Source organism: Amycolatopsis sp. SB7-3 (assembly GCF_041021335.1).
GTDB lineage: Bacteria > Actinomycetota > Actinomycetes > Mycobacteriales > Pseudonocardiaceae > Amycolatopsis > Amycolatopsis japonica.
This window is the reverse complement of the sequence record NZ_JBFPJQ010000004.1, coordinates 244,356-262,288: the sequence shown is the minus strand read 5'-3', so window position 1 is coordinate 262,288 and position 17,933 is coordinate 244,356. Positions and strand designations below refer to the sequence as shown.

Sequence of the window (17,933 nt, the reverse complement as noted above, 5' to 3'; positions counted from 1 at the left end):
GGCGACCCGCCCGTGCCGTGGTGGCCGTCTTCGCGGCGGGCGCGGTCCTCGTGGCGTGCAGCGACGGGAACGTGCAGTCCCAGGCCGACGGCAAGGGCGGCGGAATCGGCGGAGCCCAGCAGGCGCCCCAGGAAAAGCCGCGGCCGATGGACGTCGAGCTCGCGACGAGCGATCCCCGGGCCAGTGGCGGCGTGGTCGCCGCGGGAGATCAGGACGCGGTCTACAACTACAGCCCGACCGTGATGCGGGACGGCGGCAAGCTCAAGATGTGGTGGTGCAGCCAGTACGGCAGCGCCCAGCCGCCCGGTGACGACGTCCTCTACGCGCAGTCCCCCTCGCTCGACGGTCCTTTCACCGGCCCGTCCGGCGGTGGTCCGGCGGCGGTGTTCTCCGGCGCGCCCGGCGGTTTCGACGGGATGCACACCTGCGACCCGTCGGTGATCAAGGTCGGCTCGACCTACTACATGTATTACACCGGCGCGGCGGGCGATCACGCCCTCGGCAACTCGATCGGCCTCGCGACCAGCCCCGACGGGCTCACCTGGACGCGTGCCGCGGGCGGGCAGCCGATCATCGGACCGGCGCACGACGTCCACCGTGCCAACGTCTACGGCGCGGGCCAGCCCTCGGCGGTGTACCTCGACGGCTGGTTCTACGTGCTCTTCACCGACACCACGGCCAAGGCCGCCGGGTGGAACGGCGCCGGGCAGTTCCTGCTCCGCGCCAAGGACGCGGCGTTCACGCGGGGCGTGGAGACGCTGGGGGAGCAGGGCTTCGTCGCCAAGCCCACGACGATCTCGCCGCGTACCCGCTCGCTGGTCGACGGATTCAGTACCGACCTCATGTGGGTCGGCGCGCTCGACGCCTTCGTGATCGCGCACGAGACCGACGCCGGCACCACGCTCACCTTCTGGACCAGGGATTTCACCGCGCAGCCGTACCGGCCGGCGCTCATCCCCGGCGCCTGGAAGGAGGGCCCCGGCCTGGTCCGGCGGCCCGACGGGCACGCGCCGCTCACGTCGGGCGACGTCTGCGACCGGGTGCCCTTCGACGTCGTCCGCGCCACGATCGTCGGCGGCGCGGGGGCGCCGACCGACCTCAAGCATTTCGGCCTGGACGTCCGCGGTTCGCGGGCGTGCGACGGCGACGCCCGGATCCGGACCTCGTTCGAAGGTGTCGCGATGCCGTCGCCGCAGCGGACCATCGACCTGGTCGCCGACGGCAAGCTGGTGCGGGTCGACCGGCGCTCGGTGGCGGCGGCTCTCGCGGGCGAGGTGCTGGACCAGCGGCTCAAGGTCGTCGACAAGTTCCCGCAGGCCGCGCGGCTGAGCGCCGGGGCGAAGACGGTGCACGCGCCGGGCCGCGGATTCGGCGTGGTGCTCGACGGCAAGCTGTACGCGGTGCCGGACGCGGGGACGGCGGCGCTGAACGACTCGACCGTCGAAGAGATCGGCGATCAGGCCTGGGACGGCTTCCCGGCCGGTTTCTCGCTCGCCGGCTGATCCTCGTCGTCGCCGGTCTTGGTGATGCGGCCCCCGACGAACAGGCCGATCCCGGCCGGGATGAGCACCAGCAGGGCCGAGAAGGCGGCGCCGCCGGTGAGCGCGCCGCCGAGTTCCGAAGCGCCGGTCTGGTCGACGAACACCGCGCGGCCGATCACGTACAGCACGCCCGAGACCGGGCCGGCGATGAGCGCCGCGATGAACCAGTTCTTGCCGCGTTCGGGTTTGCCCTGCCAGGCGTCGACGGCGCCCCAGCCCGCCGCCGCGCCGACCAGGACGGCGAGGGCGAGGGAGGTGACGAGGGTCTTGTCGGTGGGGTTGAAGACCTCGTACTTGGCCAGCACGGTGACGGCCGCGCCGTGCAGCAGCGCCATCACGAGTCCACGAGTCAGCCACGGTGCCATTGGGGAAGCTTAACTCGCCAGTAGCGACCGGCGCCCCCACGTGCCGGTGGTGGTCGGTCCTTCGGTCCGTGAAGGCCTCCTTGCCTACCCTGAAGGTAGTGAAGGAGGCCTTCACGGAATCGGTGGCCGCCACATTCGCCCCAGGTGCACCAGTGGCCACGATGGATGCGCGTGAAGGCCCCCTTCCCTCGGCTCAGTCGCGTGAAGGGGGCCTTCACGCGACGATGCTGTGACTGGTGGGGTTGTTGGGGCGAAAGGGCGCTTTCCCGGTCCGTGAAGGCCTCCTTGAGGGACCCAGAGTCCCTCAAGGAGGCCTTCACGGACCACCGCGCCCCACAGTGAACGCAAGCAGTAGGCGAAACGCGTGCCACCGGCGGATCACCCCCTAAACTCCATGACGTGCGTGAATACTTCTCTCGCCGCCGCGCGGCGCTGCGTTCCCTGCTGGCCGACTCCGGAGTGGACGCGCTGCTGGTCACGGACCTGCTCAACATCAGGTACCTGACCGGCTTCACCGGGTCCAACGCCGCTCTCCTCGTCCACGGGAGCGGCGACGACAAGACGATCTTCTGCACCGACGGCCGCTACCAGGTCCAGTCGGCGACGGAGGTGCCCGATCTCGAGCGGGTGCTGGACCGCGCGAGCGCGGCGAAGCTGGCCGATCTGGCGGCCGAGAAGAAGCTCGGCAAGACCGGGTTCGAGAGCCAGCACGTGAGTGTCGAGCAGCACGAGGACCTCAAGGTCCGCTTCGACCGGGTCGAGCTGGTCCGGACGCCCGGGCTCGTCGAGCAGCTGCGGCTGGTCAAGGACGAGCAGGAGATCGAGGCGCTGCGCCAGGCGTGCGCGGCGGCCGACCGGGCGCTGGAGGATCTGGTGTCCGCCGGCGGGCTCCGCCCGGGCCGCACCGAGCTCGACGTCGCCCGCGACCTGGAGAATCGCATGCTCGGCCACGGGTCGACCGGGCCTTCGTTCGACACCATCGTCGCGGCGGGCGCGAACTCCGCGATCCCGCACCACCGGCCCACCTCGGCCGTGCTCGCGACCGGCGACTTCGTCAAGATCGACTTCGGGGCCACGGTCGACGGCTACCACTCCGACATGACGCGCACGTTCGTCCTCGGCAAGCCCGCGGCGTGGCAGGAGGAGATCTACGAGCTGGTCCAGCGCGCGCAGGCGGCGGGCTGCGACGCCGTACTGCCCGGCGCCGAAGTGTCCGAAGTGGACAAAGCGGCCCGCGGCGTGATCGTCGACGCGGGGCGCGGCGAGGAGTTCGGCCACGGCCTCGGTCACGGCGTCGGACTGCAGGTGCACGAGGCGCCCAGCCTGGCCACCACGGGCGTCGGTACACTGTCCGCCGGTATGGCCGTCACCGTCGAGCCTGGTGTGTATCTGCCCGGACGCGGAGGCGTGCGCATCGAGGACACGCTGGTCGTGCGGGAAGGTACGCCCGAACTCCTCACGCTGAGCACCAAGGAACTCGTGGTCGTCTGACGACGGCCCGGAAGATCGACACAGGAGACTGCACACTCGTGGCCACCACCAACGACCTGAAGAACGGGCTCGTCCTCAACCTCGACGGCCAGCTCTGGACCGTCACCGCGTTCCAGCACGTCAAGCCGGGCAAGGGCGGCGCGTTCGTCCGCACCACGCTCAAGCACGTGCTCACCGGCAAGGTCGTCGACAAGACCTTCAACGCGGGGACGAAGGTCGACACGGCCACCGTCGACCGCCGCAACATGACCTACCTGTACAAGGAGGGTCAGGACTTCGTGTTCATGGACGCGGAGACCTACGACCAGATCACCGTGCTGAACGAGACCGTCGGCGACAACGCGAACTACCTCCTCGAGAACACCGAGGTCCAGGTCGCGGTGCACGAGGGTGTCCCGCTGTACATCGAGCTGCCGACCTCGGTCGAGCTCGTCGTCCAGCACACCGACCCCGGCCTGCAGGGCGACCGCTCCACCGGTGGCACCAAGCCCGCCACCCTGGAGACCGGCGCCGAGATCCAGGTGCCGCTGTTCCTCACCACCGGCGAGAAGATCAAGGTCGACACCCGTGACGGCCGCTACCTGGGCCGCGTTTCCAGCTGATGGCCGACTCAGCCAAAGCGGGCAAGTCGCCGAACCGCGGCGGGCCGATCAGCCGTCGTCAGGCCCGCAAGCGCGCGGTCGAGATGATGTACGAGGCCGCCCAGCGGGGCGCCGACGCGGTGACGCTGCTGGCGGACCGGGTCGGTTCGGTCGAGGTCGACCCGATCGCGGACTACACGATCTCGCTGGTCGAGGGCGTCACCGGCCGCAAGACCCAGATCGACGAGCTGCTCGCGGAGCACGCCCAGGGCTGGACGCTGGACCGGATGCCGCCGGTGGACCTGGCGGTGCTGCGGGTCGGCGTCTACGAGCTGCTGTGGGCCGAGGACGTGCCGGACCCGGTCGCCATCGACGAGGCCGTCGGGCTGGCGAAGGAGCTGTCGACCGACGATTCGCCGCGGTTCGTCAACGGCGTGCTCGGCCGGATCGGCACGATCGCCGACAGGCTCCGCGCGGTCCTCTAGAAGACGTACGACAACGGGCCGTGTCCTCTGCCGAGGGCACGGCCCGTTCTCGTGCTCGGTGGTGCCGGTTGGCGTTTCCGGTCCCCCCGGACCGAAAACGTCGCCATCTCTAGTCCTCTTTGGACGGTCGAGCCTCGGGCGGCAGCACACCCCAGTCGATCAGCTGCTCGGTGAGCTCACCGGGGGTCATGTCGTAGATGATCGCCAGCGAACGCAGGTCCTCGGTGCGGATGGAGAGCACCTTGCCGTTGTAGTCACCGCGCTGGCTCTGGATGGTGGCGGCGTAGCGGGCGAGCGGCCCGACCTTCTCCGCCGGGAGCTGTTGGAGCCGCTCCAGGTTGATGACGATCTTCGTGGCGGGCTCGGCGCCCGACGGCACCCGGCCCTCCGGCAGGAGCTCGACCACCGGGACGCCGTAGAAATCGGCGAGCTCGGCGAGCTTCTGCACGGTGACGGCGCGGTCGCCGCGCTCGTACGAACCGACGACGACGGCCTTCCAGCGGCCTCCGGACTTCTGCTCGACCCCGTGCAGGGACAGGCCCTGCTGCTGGCGGATCCCGCGGAGCTTGGCCCCGAGCGCCTTGGCGTAATCGCCCATCTGGTGGTTCTCCGTTTCCTCACCCCCAACCGGTCGGGGTGACCGATCCAGGGGACTCCTAGAGTCGAATACTCAGAGTAATGGTTACGCATAGTTGTCACCAGGTCAAGCGGGTGCTTTCGAGAGGCCTTCGTCACCTGGGGCGCGCCACTCGTAAGAATGAGCCATCGCTCCTGCTAGTGTCGGGGGGATTTCCTCGCTACGCAGGAAGTCGACGTCCTTTAAGGACCCGTCCAGAGAGGCGGGGAAGGAGGTCCGCCTTGTCGTCACGCCCGCGTGGCGCGGCGGAACCGGCGGGAGAGCGCGAGCTGCTCTCGTCCGGCGATGTCGCGCGCACGATCGCCCGAATGGCCCACCAGGTCATCGAGAAGACCGCTCTCGGTGCCGGTGGCTCGACTCCGCCCGTGTTGCTGGGCATCCCCACCAGGGGAACGCCGCTCGCCCTGCGGCTCGCGGACAAGATCGCCGAGTTCTCCGGCATCCGTCCGCCGACCGGCGCGCTGGACATCACGCTCTACCGTGATGATCTCCGCCGCCGCCCGCCCCGCGCGCTCGAACATTCGCAGCTGCCGCCGACCGGTATCGACGACGCGGTGGTGATCCTGGTCGACGACGTGCTGTTCTCCGGCCGCACCGTCCGCGCCGCCCTCGACGCCCTGCGCGACCACGGCCGCCCGCGCGCGGTGCAGCTGGCCGTGCTGGTCGACCGCGGCCACCGCGAACTGCCGATCCGTGCCGACTACGTGGGCAAGAACGTGCCCACCTCGCGCGCCGAGGGGATCGAGGTCCTGCTGTCCGAAGTGGACGGACGGGACACGGTTCTGCTGCGGTCGTTGAACGAGAGCGCTTCACCAGAAGGAGATCGATCGTGAAGCACCTGCTCGCCACCGACGGGCTCGACCCGGCGCTCGCGACAGCCGTGCTGGACACCGCCGAAGAGCTCAAGCACACCTTGCTGGGCCGCGAGGTCCGCAAACTGCCGACGTTGCGCGGCCGCACCGTCATCACGCTGTTCTACGAGAACTCCACCCGCACCCGCGTCTCGTTCGAGATCGCGGGGAAGTGGATGAGCGCCGACGTGATCAACGTCTCCGCGTCCAGTTCCTCGGTCAACAAGGGCGAATCGCTGCGGGACACCGCGCTGACTTTGGCCGCGGCCGGCGCCGACTGCGTGATCATCCGGCACCCCGCCTCCGGTGCGGCGCAGCGGCTTTCGGGCTGGCTCGCCGAAGCGGGCACGGCGGTCGTCAACGCCGGGGACGGCACCCACGAACACCCGACGCAGGCGCTGCTCGACGCGGCCACGTTGCGGGAGCGCCTCGGTTCGTTCGAGGGCCGTCGCATCGGGATCGTCGGCGACGTCCTGCACAGCCGGGTCGCGCGGTCGAACATCCACCTGCTGTCGGCACTGGGCGCGGAGGTGGTGCTCGTCGCGCCGCCGACGCTGCTGCCCGCAGGCGTGGAGAGCCTGCCGGTCACGGTGTCGCACGAACTCGACGCCGAACTGCCCGCGCTCGACGCGGTCATGATGCTGCGGGTCCAGGCCGAACGCATGCACGGGGGCTTTTTCCCGAGCGCGCGCGAGTACTCGATCGCCTACGGCCTCAACGAACGGCGGATGAAGCTCCTGCCCGAGCACGCCGTCGTCCTGCACCCCGGCCCGATGCTGCGCGGGATGGAGATCGCCTCGGCGGTCGCCGACTCCCCGGCCTCGGCCATCACCGAACAGGTCCGCAACGGCGTCCACGTGCGCATGGCGGTCCTCTACCACCTGCTCGCCAGCGAAGGAGCCGCCGCGTGACCACCGTCCTGATCAAGGGCGCCCGACCCTACGGCGAGGGCGACCCGGTCGACGTGCTCGTCGAGGACGGGGTCATCACCGACATCGGTTCGCTCGACGCGCCAGAAGAAGCCGAAGTGATCGACGCGGGCGGCCAGGTGCTGCTCCCCGGTTTCGTCGACCTGCACACCCACCTGCGCGAACCCGGCCGCGAGGACACCGAGACCATCGCCACCGGTTCGGCCGCGGCCGCGCTCGGCGGCTACACCGCGGTGTTCGCCATGGCCAACACCGATCCGGTGGCCGACAACGCGGTGATCGTCGACCACGTGTGGCGCCGCGGCCAGGAGGCCGGGCTGGTCGACGTGCACCCGGTCGGCGCTGTCACCGTGGGTCTCAAGGGCGAGAAACTCGCCGAACTCGGCACCATGGCGAAGTCCGAAGCCCGGGTGAAGGTCTTCTCCGACGACGGCCTCTGCGTCGCGGACCCGCTGCTCATGCGCCGCGCGCTGGAGTACTCGACGGCGCTGGGCGTGGTCATCGCGCAGCACGCCGAAGAACCGCGGCTGACCGTCGGCGCGCAGGCGCACGAAGGTGAGCAGGCCGCGCGCCTGGGCTACACCGGCTGGCCCGCTTCGGCGGAGGAGTCGATCGTCGCCCGCGACTGCCTGCTCGCCGAGCACGCGAACGCGCGGCTGCACGTCTGCCACGTTTCGACCTCGGGCACCGCGGACATCCTGAAGTGGGCCAAGGATCGCGGCACCAAGGTCTCGGCCGAGGTCACCCCGCATCACCTGCTGCTGACCGACGAGCGGCTCGCGACCTACGACCCGGTCAACAAGGTCAACCCGCCGCTGCGCACGGAATCCGACGCCGAGAAGCTGCGCGCCGCGCTGGCCGAGGGCGTCATCGACTGCGTCGCCACCGACCACGCGCCGCACGCGGTCCAGGACAAGGACTGCGAGTGGAGTTCGGCCCGCCCCGGCATGCTCGGGCTGCAGACCGCGCTGTCGATCGTGGTCGAGACCATGGTCCGCACCGGCCTGCTGGACTGGCGGGGCGTCGCCAGGGTGATGAGCGAGCGGCCCGCCGAGATCGGGAACCTGACCGACCACGGCCGCCCGATCGAGGTCGGCGAACCCGCCAACCTGACGCTGGTGGACCCGGACACCGAATGGACCGTGCGAGGGGCCGAGTTCGCGAGTATCGCGGCCAACACCCCGTACGAAGGAATGCGGCTCCCCGGCGTGGTGACGGCGACGTTGCTGCGCGGGCGGATCACCGCGCGGGAAGGGAAGATCGCCTCATGAGCGACCGGATTCTGCTGACCCTGGCGGTTTTCGCCTTCTTCCTCTTCTGCGTGTTCCTGATGTGGCGCGGCTGGCGGCGGAAGTCCCGGGCGCAGAGCGTCCAGGTCCCGCCGTTCGCCGAGATCCCCGCCGAACCCGGCGAGGCGTCGCTCGAATCGACCGGTCTCTACGTCAGCACGACCACCGCCGGGCACTGGCAGGACCGCGTCGTCACGCGCGGCGCGGGCCTGCGCACCGGCGCGGTGTGGCGCCTGCACGAAGACGGTATCGCCATCGAACGCGGCGGCGCCCCGGACTTCTGGATCCCGCGCGCCTCGGTCACCGGCGTCCGCAAGGACAAGGGGATGGCCGGGAAGGTGATGGGCATCGACGCGCTGCTCGTCATCACCTGGTTGGCCGGCGACGTCGAGCTGGACACCGGATTCCGCGGCGACGACGTCGACGACTATCCACAGTGGATCGAAGCTTTGCAAGACACCCGCAACGACATCAAGGGAGGTGCCTGATGAGCACCGCGAACGGCACCCGCACACCCGCCGCGCTCGTCTTGGAAGACGGCAGGGTGTTCCGAGGATCCGCGTACGGCGCCCGCGGCCGCAGCCTGGGTGAGGCGGTGTTCTGCACCGGGATGACCGGCTACCAGGAGACGCTGACCGACCCCTCGTACCACCGGCAGATCGTGGTCCAGACCGCGCCGCAGATCGGCAACACCGGCTGGAACGACGAGGACGACGAGTCCTCGCGCATCTGGGTTTCGGGCTACGTCGTCCGCGACCCCGCGCGCACCCCGTCCAACTGGCGCTCGAAGCGCACGCTGGACGAGGAACTGGAGCGCCAGGGCGTCGTGGGGATCTCCGAAGTGGACACCCGCACGCTGACCCGGCACCTGCGCGAGCAGGGCGCCATGCGGTCCGGCGTCTTCTCGGGCGACGCGCTGGGCTCCGACGAGGAGATGCTCGCGCAGGTGCAGGCGAGCCCGCAGATGAAGGGCGCCGACCTCGCCGGCGAGGTCAGCACCAAGCAGGCGTACGTCGTCGAAGCGCAGGGCGAGCGGAAGTTCCGCGTCGCCGCGCTGGACCTGGGCATCAAGTCCAACACCCCGCGCCTGATGGCCGCGCGCGGCATCGAGGTGCACGTGCTGCCCTCGTCGTCCACTGTGGACGATCTGCTCGCGGTCGAGGCGGACGGCGTGTTCCTGTCCAACGGTCCCGGCGACCCGGCGACCACCGCGCACGCCACCGAGCTGACGAAATCGGTGCTGCAGCGGGAGATCCCGCTGTTCGGCATCTGCTTCGGCAACCAGATCCTCGGCCGCGCGCTGGGGCTGGGCACGTACAAGATGCGCTACGGCCACCGCGGGATCAACATCCCGGTGATCGACGTGGCCACCAAACGGGTCGCGATCACCGCGCAGAACCACGGTTTCGCCCTCGAAGGCGAGCCGGGCCAGCGGTTCGAGACGCCGTTCGGTGCCGCGCAGATCTCGCACTACTGCCCGAACGACGACACCGTCGAAGGTGTCCGCGCGTTCGACGTCCCCGCGTTCTCGGTGCAGTACCACCCCGAGGCCGCCGCCGGTCCGCACGACGCGGCCCCCCTGTTCGATGAGTTCGTGAGCTTGATGGAGAAGGCCAAGTAATGCCGAAGAGGACAGACATCCAGCACGTGCTGGTGATCGGCTCCGGGCCGATCGTGATCGGCCAGGCGGCGGAGTTCGACTACTCCGGCACCCAGGCCTGCCGCGTACTGCGCGAAGAGGGACTGCGCGTCTCGCTGGTGAACTCGAACCCGGCGACCATCATGACCGACCCCGAGTTCGCCGACTCGACCTACATCGAGCCGGTCACCCCGGAATTCGTCGAGAAGGTCATCGCCGAGGAGCGCCCCGACGCGATCCTCGCGACCCTCGGCGGGCAGACGGCGCTGAACTGCGCCGTCGCCCTGCACGACCGGGGTGTGCTGGAGAAGTACGGCGTCGAGCTGATCGGTGCCGACGTCGAGGCCATCCAGCGCGGCGAGGACCGGCAGAAGTTCAAGGACATCGTCCGCACGATCGGCGCCGAGGTGCCGCGTTCGCGGGTCTGTCACGACATGGACGAGGTCCGCGCGACCGTCGCCGAGGTCGGCCTCCCGGTGGTCATCCGGCCGTCGTTCACCATGGGCGGGCTCGGCTCGGGTATGGCGCACACCGACGAGGAGCTGGAGCGGCTCGCCTCCACCGGTCTCGACGAGTCGCCGGTCACCGAGGTGCTCATCGAGGAGAGCGTCCTCGGCTGGAAGGAGTTCGAACTCGAGCTCATGCGCGACCGGCACGACAACGTGGTGGTCGTCTGCTCGATCGAGAACATCGACGCGATGGGCGTGCACACGGGTGACTCGGTCACCGTCGCGCCCGCAATGACCCTGACCGACCGCGAGTACCAGCACATGCGCGACGTCGGCATCGCGGTGCTGCGCGAGGTCGGCGTCGACACCGGCGGCTGCAACATCCAGTTCGCGATCAACCCCGAGGACGGCCGCATGGTCGTCATCGAGATGAACCCGCGCGTGTCCCGCTCCAGCGCGCTGGCGTCGAAGGCGACCGGGTTCCCGATCGCCAAGATCGCCGCGAAGCTCGCCATCGGCTACACCCTCGACGAGATCCGCAACGACATCACCGGCGAGACCCCGGCGGCCTTCGAGCCGACGCTGGACTACGTCGTGGTGAAGGTGCCGCGGTTCGCCTTCGAGAAGTTCCCGGGCGCCGACCCGACGCTGACCACGACGATGAAGAGCGTCGGCGAGGCGATGTCGTTCGGCCGTAGCTTCCCGGAGGCGCTCGGCAAGGCGCTGCGGTCCATCGACACCAAGGCCACCGGCTTCTGGACCCGCCCCGACCCCGAGGGCGCGACGCTGGAATCCGTGCTGGAGGCACTGCGCACCCCGCACGACGGACGGCTCTACGAGGTCGAGCGGGCGCTGCGGTTCGGCGCCACCGTCCAGCAGGTGCACGAGGCATCGGGTATCGACCCCTGGTTCATCGACCAGATCGCCCTCATCGGCGAGGTCGGCGCCGAGGTCCGCGACGCCCAGGTGCTCGACGAGCCGCTGCTGCGCCGCGCCAAGCGGATCGGCCTCTCCGACCGTCAGATCGCCTCGCTGCGGCCGGAACTGGCCGGGGAGGACGGCGTCCGCGCGCTGCGCCGCCGGCTCGGGGTGCGGCCGGTGTACAAGACCGTCGACACCTGCGCGGCCGAGTTCGCGGCCAAGACGCCGTACCACTACTCGGCCTACGAGACCGACCCCGCGGCGCAGTCGGAGATCACCGCGCAGACCGAGAAGCCGAAGGTGCTGATCCTCGGCTCCGGGCCGAACCGCATCGGGCAGGGCATCGAGTTCGACTACTCGTGCGTGCACGCCGCGATCGCCTTGCGCGAGGCCGGTTTCGAGGCCGTCATGGTCAACTGCAACCCCGAGACCGTCTCCACCGACTACGACACCTCGGACCGGCTCTACTTCGAGCCGCTGTCGTTCGAGGACGTCCTCGAGGTCGTCAACGCCGAACAGGAGTCGGGCACCGTCGCCGGGGTCATCGTGCAGCTGGGCGGCCAGACCCCGCTCTCGCTCGCGAAGCGCCTCGCCGACGCCGGTGTGCCGGTGATCGGCACCTCCCCGGACGCGATCCACCTCGCCGAGGACCGCGGCGCGTTCGGCGAGGTCCTCACCGACGCCGGGCTGCCCGCGCCGAAGTACGGCACGGCGACCTCGTTCGAGGGCGCGAAGCGGATCGCCGACCAGATCGGCTACCCGGTCCTCGTGCGGCCGTCCTACGTGCTCGGCGGACGCGGCATGGAGATCGTCTACGACGAGGAGTCCCTCGCCGGCTACATCCACCGCGCCACCGAGGTCACCCCCGAGCACCCGGTGCTGGTGGACCGGTTCCTCGACGACGCCATCGAGATCGACGTCGACGCGCTGTTCGACGGCGACGAGCTCTTCCTCGGCGGCGTCATGGAGCACATCGAGGAGGCCGGGATCCACTCCGGCGACTCCTCGTGCGCGCTGCCGCCGATCACGCTGGGCCGGACCGACATCGAGACGGTGCGCCGCTCGACCGAGGCCATCGCGCGCGGCGTCGGCGTCCGCGGGCTCCTGAACGTCCAGTACGCGCTCAAGGACGACGTCCTGTACGTCCTGGAGGCCAACCCGCGCGCGTCGCGGACGGTGCCGTTCGTGTCGAAGGCGACCGCGGTGCCGTTGGCGAAGGCCGCGGCGCTGATCATGACCGGCTCGTCGATCAAGGATCTGCGCGAGTCCGGCGTCCTCCCGGCCGAGGGTGACGGCGGCCACATGCCCGCCGATTCGCCGGTCGCGGTCAAGGAGGCGGTCCTGCCGTTCCACCGCTTCCGCACCCCGGAGGGCCACGGCGTCGACTCGCTGCTCGGCCCGGAGATGAAGTCCACCGGTGAGGTCATGGGCGTGGACGTCTCCTTCGGCAAGGCGTTCGCCAAATCGCAGGCCGGTGCCTACGGTTCGCTGCCGACTTCCGGCAAGGTGTTCGTCTCCGTCGCCAACCGCGACAAGCGTTCGCTGGTCTTCCCGGTGAAGCGGCTGGCCGATCTCGGGTTCGAGATCCTGGCCACCTCGGGTACCGCGGAAGTGTTGCGGCGCAACGGGATCGCTTGCACCGTCGTGCGCAAGCACTACGAAGGTTCGGCCGAAGGCGAACAGAACGTCGTGGACGTCATCCTCAGCGGTGAGGTGCAGATGGTGATCAACACGCCTTACGGCAACAGCGGTCCGCGGATCGACGGCTACGAGATCCGCACCGCCGCGGTGTCGCGCGACATCCCCTGCATCACCACGGTGCAGGGCGCGGCCGCGGCCGTGCACGGGATAGAGGCCGTCATCAAGGGCGACATCGGCGTGCGGTCGCTGCAGAGCCTGCAGGCGGCGCTGAAGGCCAAGGCATGAGCGAGCGGTTCGGGGCGAGGCTGGCGCGGGCGGTCGCGGAAAAGGGACCGCTCTGCGCCGGTATCGACCCCCATCCCGGGTTGCTCGAAGCGTGGGGTCTGACGGCGGACGCGGGCGGGCTGGAGAAGTTCGCCCTCACGGCCGCTGAGACGCTCGCGCCCGAGGTCGCGGTGATCAAGCCCCAGTCGGCCTTTTTCGAGGCCTACGGGCCTCCTGGGGTCGCCGTTCTGGCCAAGACGATGAAGGTGTGCCGGGAAGCGGGCGCGCTCGTCCTGCTGGACGTCAAACGCGGCGACATCGGTTCGACGATGGCGGCGTACACGGCGGCGTTCCTGCCCGGCGGCGCGGAACTCGAGGCCGACGCCATCACGGTGTCGCCGTACCTCGGGTTCGGTTCGCTGGCGCCCGCGCTGGAGGTCGCGCAGGCGCAAGGCAAGGGGCTGTTCGTCCTCGCGCGCACCTCCAACCCGGAGGCGCAGGGATTGCAGAACGCCTTGCTGCCCAACGGAAAGACCGTCGCGCAGGACATCGTCGACACGGCGGCCGGATACAACGCGGGCGTCGGCCCCCTGGGTGACATCGGTGTCGTCGTCGGCGCCACCATCGCGCCGGGACAGCTCGATCTGAGCGGGTTGAACGGTCCGGTCCTGGCACCCGGTTTCGGGGCCCAGGGGGCCACTCCGGCCGATCTGCGGGCCGTTTTCGGGGCCGGGCTGCCGGGTGTGCTGCCCGCGTCGTCCCGTGACGTCCTCAAGCACGGGCCGGACCCCGAAGCTCTGCGTGCGGCCGTTCGGCGGACCCGGGATTCCCTCGGTCCCCTGGAAAAAGGCCAATAGCAGGCCCGGGAATCCGTCATGACCAGCCACCCCCGCATTGTGGGCCGAGGTAACGGGTGGGTACCGTCGCCACACCCACCCAGATTTGAGAACTACCGGAGGAAAACGTGGCACTTCCCCAGCTGACAGAGGAACAGCGCGCTGCGGCGCTGGAGAAGGCCGCCGCCGCCCGCCGCATCCGTGCTGAGCTGAAGGAGCGGCTGAAGCGGGGCGGTACCACTCTGGTCGACGTGTTGAAGCAGGCCGAGGAGAACGAAGTCCTCGGCAAGATGAAGGTCTCGGCTCTGCTCGAGGCTCTTCCGGGCGTCGGCAAGGTCCGTGCCCAGCAGACCATGGAACGACTGGAGATCGCACCCAGCCGTCGTCTTCGCGGCCTCGGCGACCGGCAGCGCAAGGCGCTGCTGGCCGAATTCAGCGGCGAGTGAGCGGCATCGGTCAGGACCACCCGGTGAACCCGGGCGCTGACCGCGGCGGTGAGCCGGTGGCGGGAGTCGAATCCCGGCACCGGCTCACGGTCGTCTCAGGGCCTTCGGGGGTCGGGAAGTCGAGCGTGGCCAAGGAGCTGCGCAAGCTGGATCCGGAGATCTATTTCAGCGTCTCGGTGACCACCAGGAAGCCGAGGCCGGGTGAGGTGGACGGCGAGCACTACCACTTCATCGACCGGGCCGAGTTCGACCGCATGGTCGCCGACGGCGCACTGCTCGAACACGCCGAGTTCGCGGGCAACTGCTACGGCACCCCGCGCGGGCCCGTGGAGCGGGTGCTGGCCGAGGGCCGCAACGCGATCCTGGAGATCGAACTCCAGGGCGCGCGGCAGGTCCGCAAGGCGATGCCGGAGGCCCGGCTGGTGATGCTGATGCCGCCGTCGTGGGACGAACTGGTCGGCAGGCTGACCGGCCGCGGCACCGAGAACGAAGCCGCCGTGAAGGCCAGGCTGGCCGAGGCCGAACGCGAACTCGCCGCCGCCGGGGAGTTCGACGAGCGCGTCGTCAACGCCGACGTGCGAGAGGCCGCCGAGCAGTTGCTAAACTTGATAACCGGCGACAACTAGACCCGAAGATTCGGAGCACCACGAGTGACGACTCAGGCCACGCTGCACGAAGAGCTCGAAGGCATCACCAACCCGCCCATCGACGACCTCCTCGAGAAGGTCAGCTCGAAGTACGCGCTGGTGATCTACTCGGCCAAGCGCGCTCGCCAGATCAACGACTACTACGCCCAGCTCGGCGAGGGTCTCCTGGAGTACGTCGGCCCGCTGGTCGAGCCGGGCCCGCGCGAGAAGCCGCTGTCCATCGCCCTGCGCGAGATCCACGGCGGTCTGCTCGAGCACACCGAGGGTGAATAAACCCCGTATCGTTCTGGGCGTGGGTGGCGGGATCGCCGCCTACAAGGCCTGTGAGGTCCTGCGCGGACTGACCGAATCCGGTCACGACGTCCGCGTGGTCCCCACCGAAGCCGCGCTGAACTTCGTCGGCGCGGCCACCTTCGAGGCACTTTCCGGAAACCCGGTGCACACCGGCGTGTTCACCGAAGTGCCCGAGGTCCAGCACGTCCGCGTCGGCAAGGAAGCCGATCTGGTGATCGTCGTGCCCGCCACGGCGAACCTGCTCGCGAAGGCCGCGCACGGCATCGCGGACGATCTGCTGACGAACACCCTGCTCACGGCCCGGTGCCCGGTCGCCTTCTTCCCGGCGATGCACACCGAGATGTGGGAGCACCCGGCTACCCGCGACAACGTGGCGCTGCTGCGGTCGCGTGGCCTGGTCGTCGCCGAACCCGCCGCCGGCAGGCTGACCGGCAAGGACACCGGCAAGGGACGGCTCGCCGACCCGGCCGAGATCGTCGACCTCGCCCGGCTCCTGCTCGCCGTGCCGAAGGCCCTCACGCGTGACCTCGAAGGCGTGCGCGTGGCCATTTCGGCCGGCGGCACCCGTGAGCCGCTCGACCCGGTCCGGTATCTGGGCAACCGCTCGTCGGGCAAGCAGGGGTACGCGCTGGCCCGCGTCGCCGCCCAGCGCGGCGCCGAGGTCACCCTGGTCACCGCGCACACCGTCGCGCTGCCGGAGCCCGCGGGCGCGAAGGTCGTCCACGTGTCCACCGCCGAGGAGATGCGCCAGGCGATGCACGCCGAGGCCGCCTCCGCCGACGTCCTCGTGATGGCCGCGGCCGTCGCCGACTTCCGGCCCTCGAACCGGGCCGACCACAAGATCAAGAAGTCCGACGACGCACCGGATCCCGTCGTCGAGCTCGCCCGCAACGCGGACATCCTGGCCGAACTGGTGCGGAATCGGACCCCGGGCCAGGTGGTCGTCGGGTTCGCCGCCGAAACAGGGGACGATAAGGGTGGCGTCCTCGACCACGCCAGGGTCAAACTCAAGCGCAAGGGCGCGGATCTGCTGGTGGTGAACGCCGTCGGTGAAGGGAAGGCCTTCGGCACCGAGGACAACTCCGGCTGGCTGCTCGGGGCCGACGGCACCGAAATCCCGATCCCGCTCGGCGCCAAGGCCGAACTCGCGTCCACATTGTGGGACGCTGTTGTGACGTTGATGAAGCGTTGAGAGCCCCCAAAGCGATAGTCAGTAGGCTTGAGTTCAAGCTGAGGGGTGCCTAACTTTCTAGGCATCAGACGTCTAGGTGAGGGAGTGACGGGCACCGTGACCGCGTCCACGAGCAGACTGTTCACATCGGAATCGGTGACTGAAGGTCATCCCGACAAAATTTGCGATGCCATCAGCGACTCGATCCTGGACGGCCTGCTGGCCAAGGACCCGCGCAGCCGGGTGGCGGTCGAAACCCTTATCACCACCGGTCAGGTGCACGTCGCCGGCGAGGTGACCACCGAGGCCTACGCGGACATCCCGACCATCGTCCGCGACGTGATCTTGAAGATCGGCTACGACTCCTCGGCCAAGGGCTTCGACGGCAACTCGTGCGGCGTCAACGTCGCGATCGGCTCCCAGTCGCCGGACATCGCGCAGGGTGTCGACACCGCGTACGAGTCCCGCGTGGAATCCGACGAGGACGAGATCAACCGCCAGGGCGCCGGCGACCAGGGCCTGATGTTCGGCTACGCCTGCTCGGACACCCCCGAGCTGATGCCGCTGCCGATCGCGCTGGCGCACCGGCTCTCGCAGCGGCTGACCCGGGTCCGCAAGGAAGGCGTGCTGCCGTACCTGCGCCCGGACGGCAAGACCCAGGTCACCATCGAGTACGCCGGCGACCAGCCGGTGCGGCTCGACACGGTGGTCGTGTCCACCCAGCACGCGGACGGCATCGACCTGGAGCAGATGCTCGGCGTCGACGTCCGTGAGCACGTGGTCGCCCCGGAGATCGCCGAGCTCGGGCTCGACACCTCCGACGTCCGGCTGCTGGTCAACCCGACCGGCCGCTTCGTCATCGGCGGCCCGATGGGTGACGCGGGCCTGACCGGCCGCAAGATCATCGTCGACACCTACGGCGGCATGGCCCGTCACGGTGGCGGCGCGTTCTCGGGCAAGGACCCCTCCAAGGTGGACCGCTCGGCCGCGTACGCGATGCGCTGGGTGGCGAAGAACGTCGTCGCCGCCGGGCTCGCCGCCCGTGCCGAGGTCCAGGTCGCGTACGCGATCGGCAAGGCGGCCCCGGTGGGCCTCTTCGTCGAGACCTTCGGCACCGAGACGGTCGACCCGTCGAAGATCCAGGCCGCCATCACGGAGGTCTTCGACCTGCGTCCGGCCGCGATCATCCGCGACCTCGACCTGCTTCGCCCGATCTACGCGCCGACGGCCGCGTACGGCCACTTCGGCCGTCCCGAGCTGTCGCTCCCGTGGGAGAGCACGGCGCGGGCCGCGGACCTGAAGTCGGCCGCGGGCGCCTGATCCCTTTCCGTGAAGGCCTCCTTGCCTACCTTGAGGGTAGGGAAGGAGGCCTTCACGGCGTCTTGGGGTCGGAGCCCTGTTGTGCGTGTGTCGTCCATCCAGACACGCGTGTCGTCCGCCGGATCACGCGTGTCGT

At 69.7% G+C, this 17,933-nt stretch carries 18 protein-coding genes; 16 read left to right on the top strand and 2 right to left on the bottom strand.

Annotated elements, in window-relative coordinates; genetic code table 11:
- Positions 1-17 precede the first annotated feature (17 nt).
- A complete protein-coding gene (locus AB8M46_RS28745) occupies positions 18-1,502 on the top strand; it encodes a beta-xylosidase (RefSeq protein ID WP_125736600.1) in 1,485 nt (494 codons plus the stop codon).
- On the opposite strand, the gene AB8M46_RS28740 is transcribed toward AB8M46_RS28745, so the two are convergent.
- Entirely contained in the window at positions 1,457-1,876 is a 420-nt protein-coding gene (locus tag AB8M46_RS28740; RefSeq protein ID WP_037343941.1) for a B-4DMT family transporter, read from the bottom strand. The genes AB8M46_RS28745 and AB8M46_RS28740 overlap by 46 nt on opposite strands.
- 429 nt (positions 1,877-2,305) lie before the next feature.
- Between AB8M46_RS28740 and AB8M46_RS28735 the strand changes: the two genes are divergently transcribed.
- The 3 genes from AB8M46_RS28735 to nusB are packed head-to-tail and all read left to right on the top strand — an operon-like array spanning position 2,306 to position 4,463.
- Positions 2,306-3,397, top strand: a complete 1,092-nt coding sequence (locus AB8M46_RS28735) for a Xaa-Pro peptidase family protein (RefSeq protein ID WP_037343944.1) — start codon at positions 2,306-2,308, stop codon at positions 3,395-3,397.
- 38 nt (positions 3,398-3,435) lie between these two features.
- On the top strand, positions 3,436-3,999 hold the full coding sequence (gene efp / locus AB8M46_RS28730) for an elongation factor P (RefSeq protein WP_034311660.1): 564 nt from the start codon (positions 3,436-3,438) through the stop codon (positions 3,997-3,999).
- Positions 3,999-4,463, top strand: coding sequence for a transcription antitermination factor NusB (nusB, locus tag AB8M46_RS28725; RefSeq protein ID WP_037343947.1), 465 nt, complete (start codon positions 3,999-4,001; stop codon positions 4,461-4,463). Before efp ends, nusB begins: the two co-directional genes overlap by 1 nt.
- A 109-nt stretch (positions 4,464-4,572) precedes the next feature.
- Here nusB and AB8M46_RS28720 read toward each other — a convergent pair whose 3' ends face one another.
- Positions 4,573-5,061: a transcriptional regulator gene (locus AB8M46_RS28720; RefSeq protein WP_003096372.1), complete on the bottom strand. Its 489-nt coding sequence runs from the start codon at positions 5,059-5,061 to the stop codon at positions 4,573-4,575.
- Positions 5,062-5,321: 260 nt separating this feature from the next.
- On the opposite strand from AB8M46_RS28720, the gene pyrR reads away from it, so the two are divergent.
- From pyrR to metK, 12 genes are all read left to right on the top strand, one after another.
- Positions 5,322-5,933, top strand: a complete 612-nt coding sequence (gene pyrR / locus AB8M46_RS28715; protein WP_037343950.1) for a bifunctional pyr operon transcriptional regulator/uracil phosphoribosyltransferase PyrR — start codon at positions 5,322-5,324, stop codon at positions 5,931-5,933.
- Positions 5,930-6,862: an aspartate carbamoyltransferase catalytic subunit gene (locus tag AB8M46_RS28710; RefSeq protein WP_016333100.1), complete on the top strand. Its 933-nt coding sequence runs from the start codon at positions 5,930-5,932 to the stop codon at positions 6,860-6,862. The genes pyrR and AB8M46_RS28710 overlap by 4 nt, the downstream gene beginning before the upstream one ends.
- Entirely contained in the window at positions 6,859-8,151 is a 1,293-nt protein-coding gene (locus tag AB8M46_RS28705) for a dihydroorotase (protein WP_037343951.1), read from the top strand. Before AB8M46_RS28710 ends, AB8M46_RS28705 begins: the two co-directional genes overlap by 4 nt.
- Positions 8,148-8,657 carry a hypothetical protein gene (locus AB8M46_RS28700; RefSeq protein WP_037343953.1) on the top strand — a complete coding sequence of 170 codons (510 nt, stop codon included), beginning with the start codon at positions 8,148-8,150 and terminating at the stop codon, positions 8,655-8,657. Before AB8M46_RS28705 ends, AB8M46_RS28700 begins: the two co-directional genes overlap by 4 nt.
- Positions 8,657-9,790 (top strand): glutamine-hydrolyzing carbamoyl-phosphate synthase small subunit, encoded by a 1,134-nt coding sequence (carA, locus tag AB8M46_RS28695; protein WP_037343955.1) that lies wholly within the window; start codon positions 8,657-8,659, stop codon positions 9,788-9,790. Before AB8M46_RS28700 ends, carA begins: the two co-directional genes overlap by 1 nt.
- Complete coding sequence (gene carB, locus AB8M46_RS28690; RefSeq protein ID WP_037343957.1) at positions 9,790-13,104, top strand: carbamoyl-phosphate synthase large subunit; 3,315 nt, start codon at positions 9,790-9,792, stop codon at positions 13,102-13,104. The genes carA and carB overlap by 1 nt, the downstream gene beginning before the upstream one ends.
- Positions 13,101-13,940 (top strand): orotidine-5'-phosphate decarboxylase, encoded by an 840-nt coding sequence (pyrF, locus tag AB8M46_RS28685; RefSeq protein ID WP_394362260.1) that lies wholly within the window; start codon positions 13,101-13,103, stop codon positions 13,938-13,940. The genes carB and pyrF overlap by 4 nt, the downstream gene beginning before the upstream one ends.
- Positions 13,941-14,047: 107 nt before the next feature.
- Positions 14,048-14,365, top strand: a complete 318-nt coding sequence (gene mihF / locus AB8M46_RS28680) for an integration host factor, actinobacterial type (RefSeq protein WP_003096398.1) — start codon at positions 14,048-14,050, stop codon at positions 14,363-14,365.
- Positions 14,362-14,991, top strand: a complete 630-nt coding sequence (gene gmk, locus AB8M46_RS28675; RefSeq protein ID WP_081975946.1) for a guanylate kinase — start codon at positions 14,362-14,364, stop codon at positions 14,989-14,991. The genes mihF and gmk overlap by 4 nt, the downstream gene beginning before the upstream one ends.
- A 24-nt stretch (positions 14,992-15,015) precedes the next feature.
- A complete protein-coding gene (rpoZ, locus tag AB8M46_RS28670; RefSeq protein ID WP_005152353.1) occupies positions 15,016-15,285 on the top strand; it encodes a DNA-directed RNA polymerase subunit omega in 270 nt (89 codons plus the stop codon).
- Positions 15,278-16,498, top strand: coding sequence for a bifunctional phosphopantothenoylcysteine decarboxylase/phosphopantothenate--cysteine ligase CoaBC (gene coaBC, locus AB8M46_RS28665; protein ID WP_394362259.1), 1,221 nt, complete (start codon positions 15,278-15,280; stop codon positions 16,496-16,498). Before rpoZ ends, coaBC begins: the two co-directional genes overlap by 8 nt.
- A 96-nt stretch (positions 16,499-16,594) precedes the next feature.
- Positions 16,595-17,797, top strand: coding sequence for a methionine adenosyltransferase (gene metK, locus AB8M46_RS28660; RefSeq protein WP_037344531.1), 1,203 nt, complete (start codon positions 16,595-16,597; stop codon positions 17,795-17,797).
- Positions 17,798-17,933: the final 136 nt, after the last annotated feature.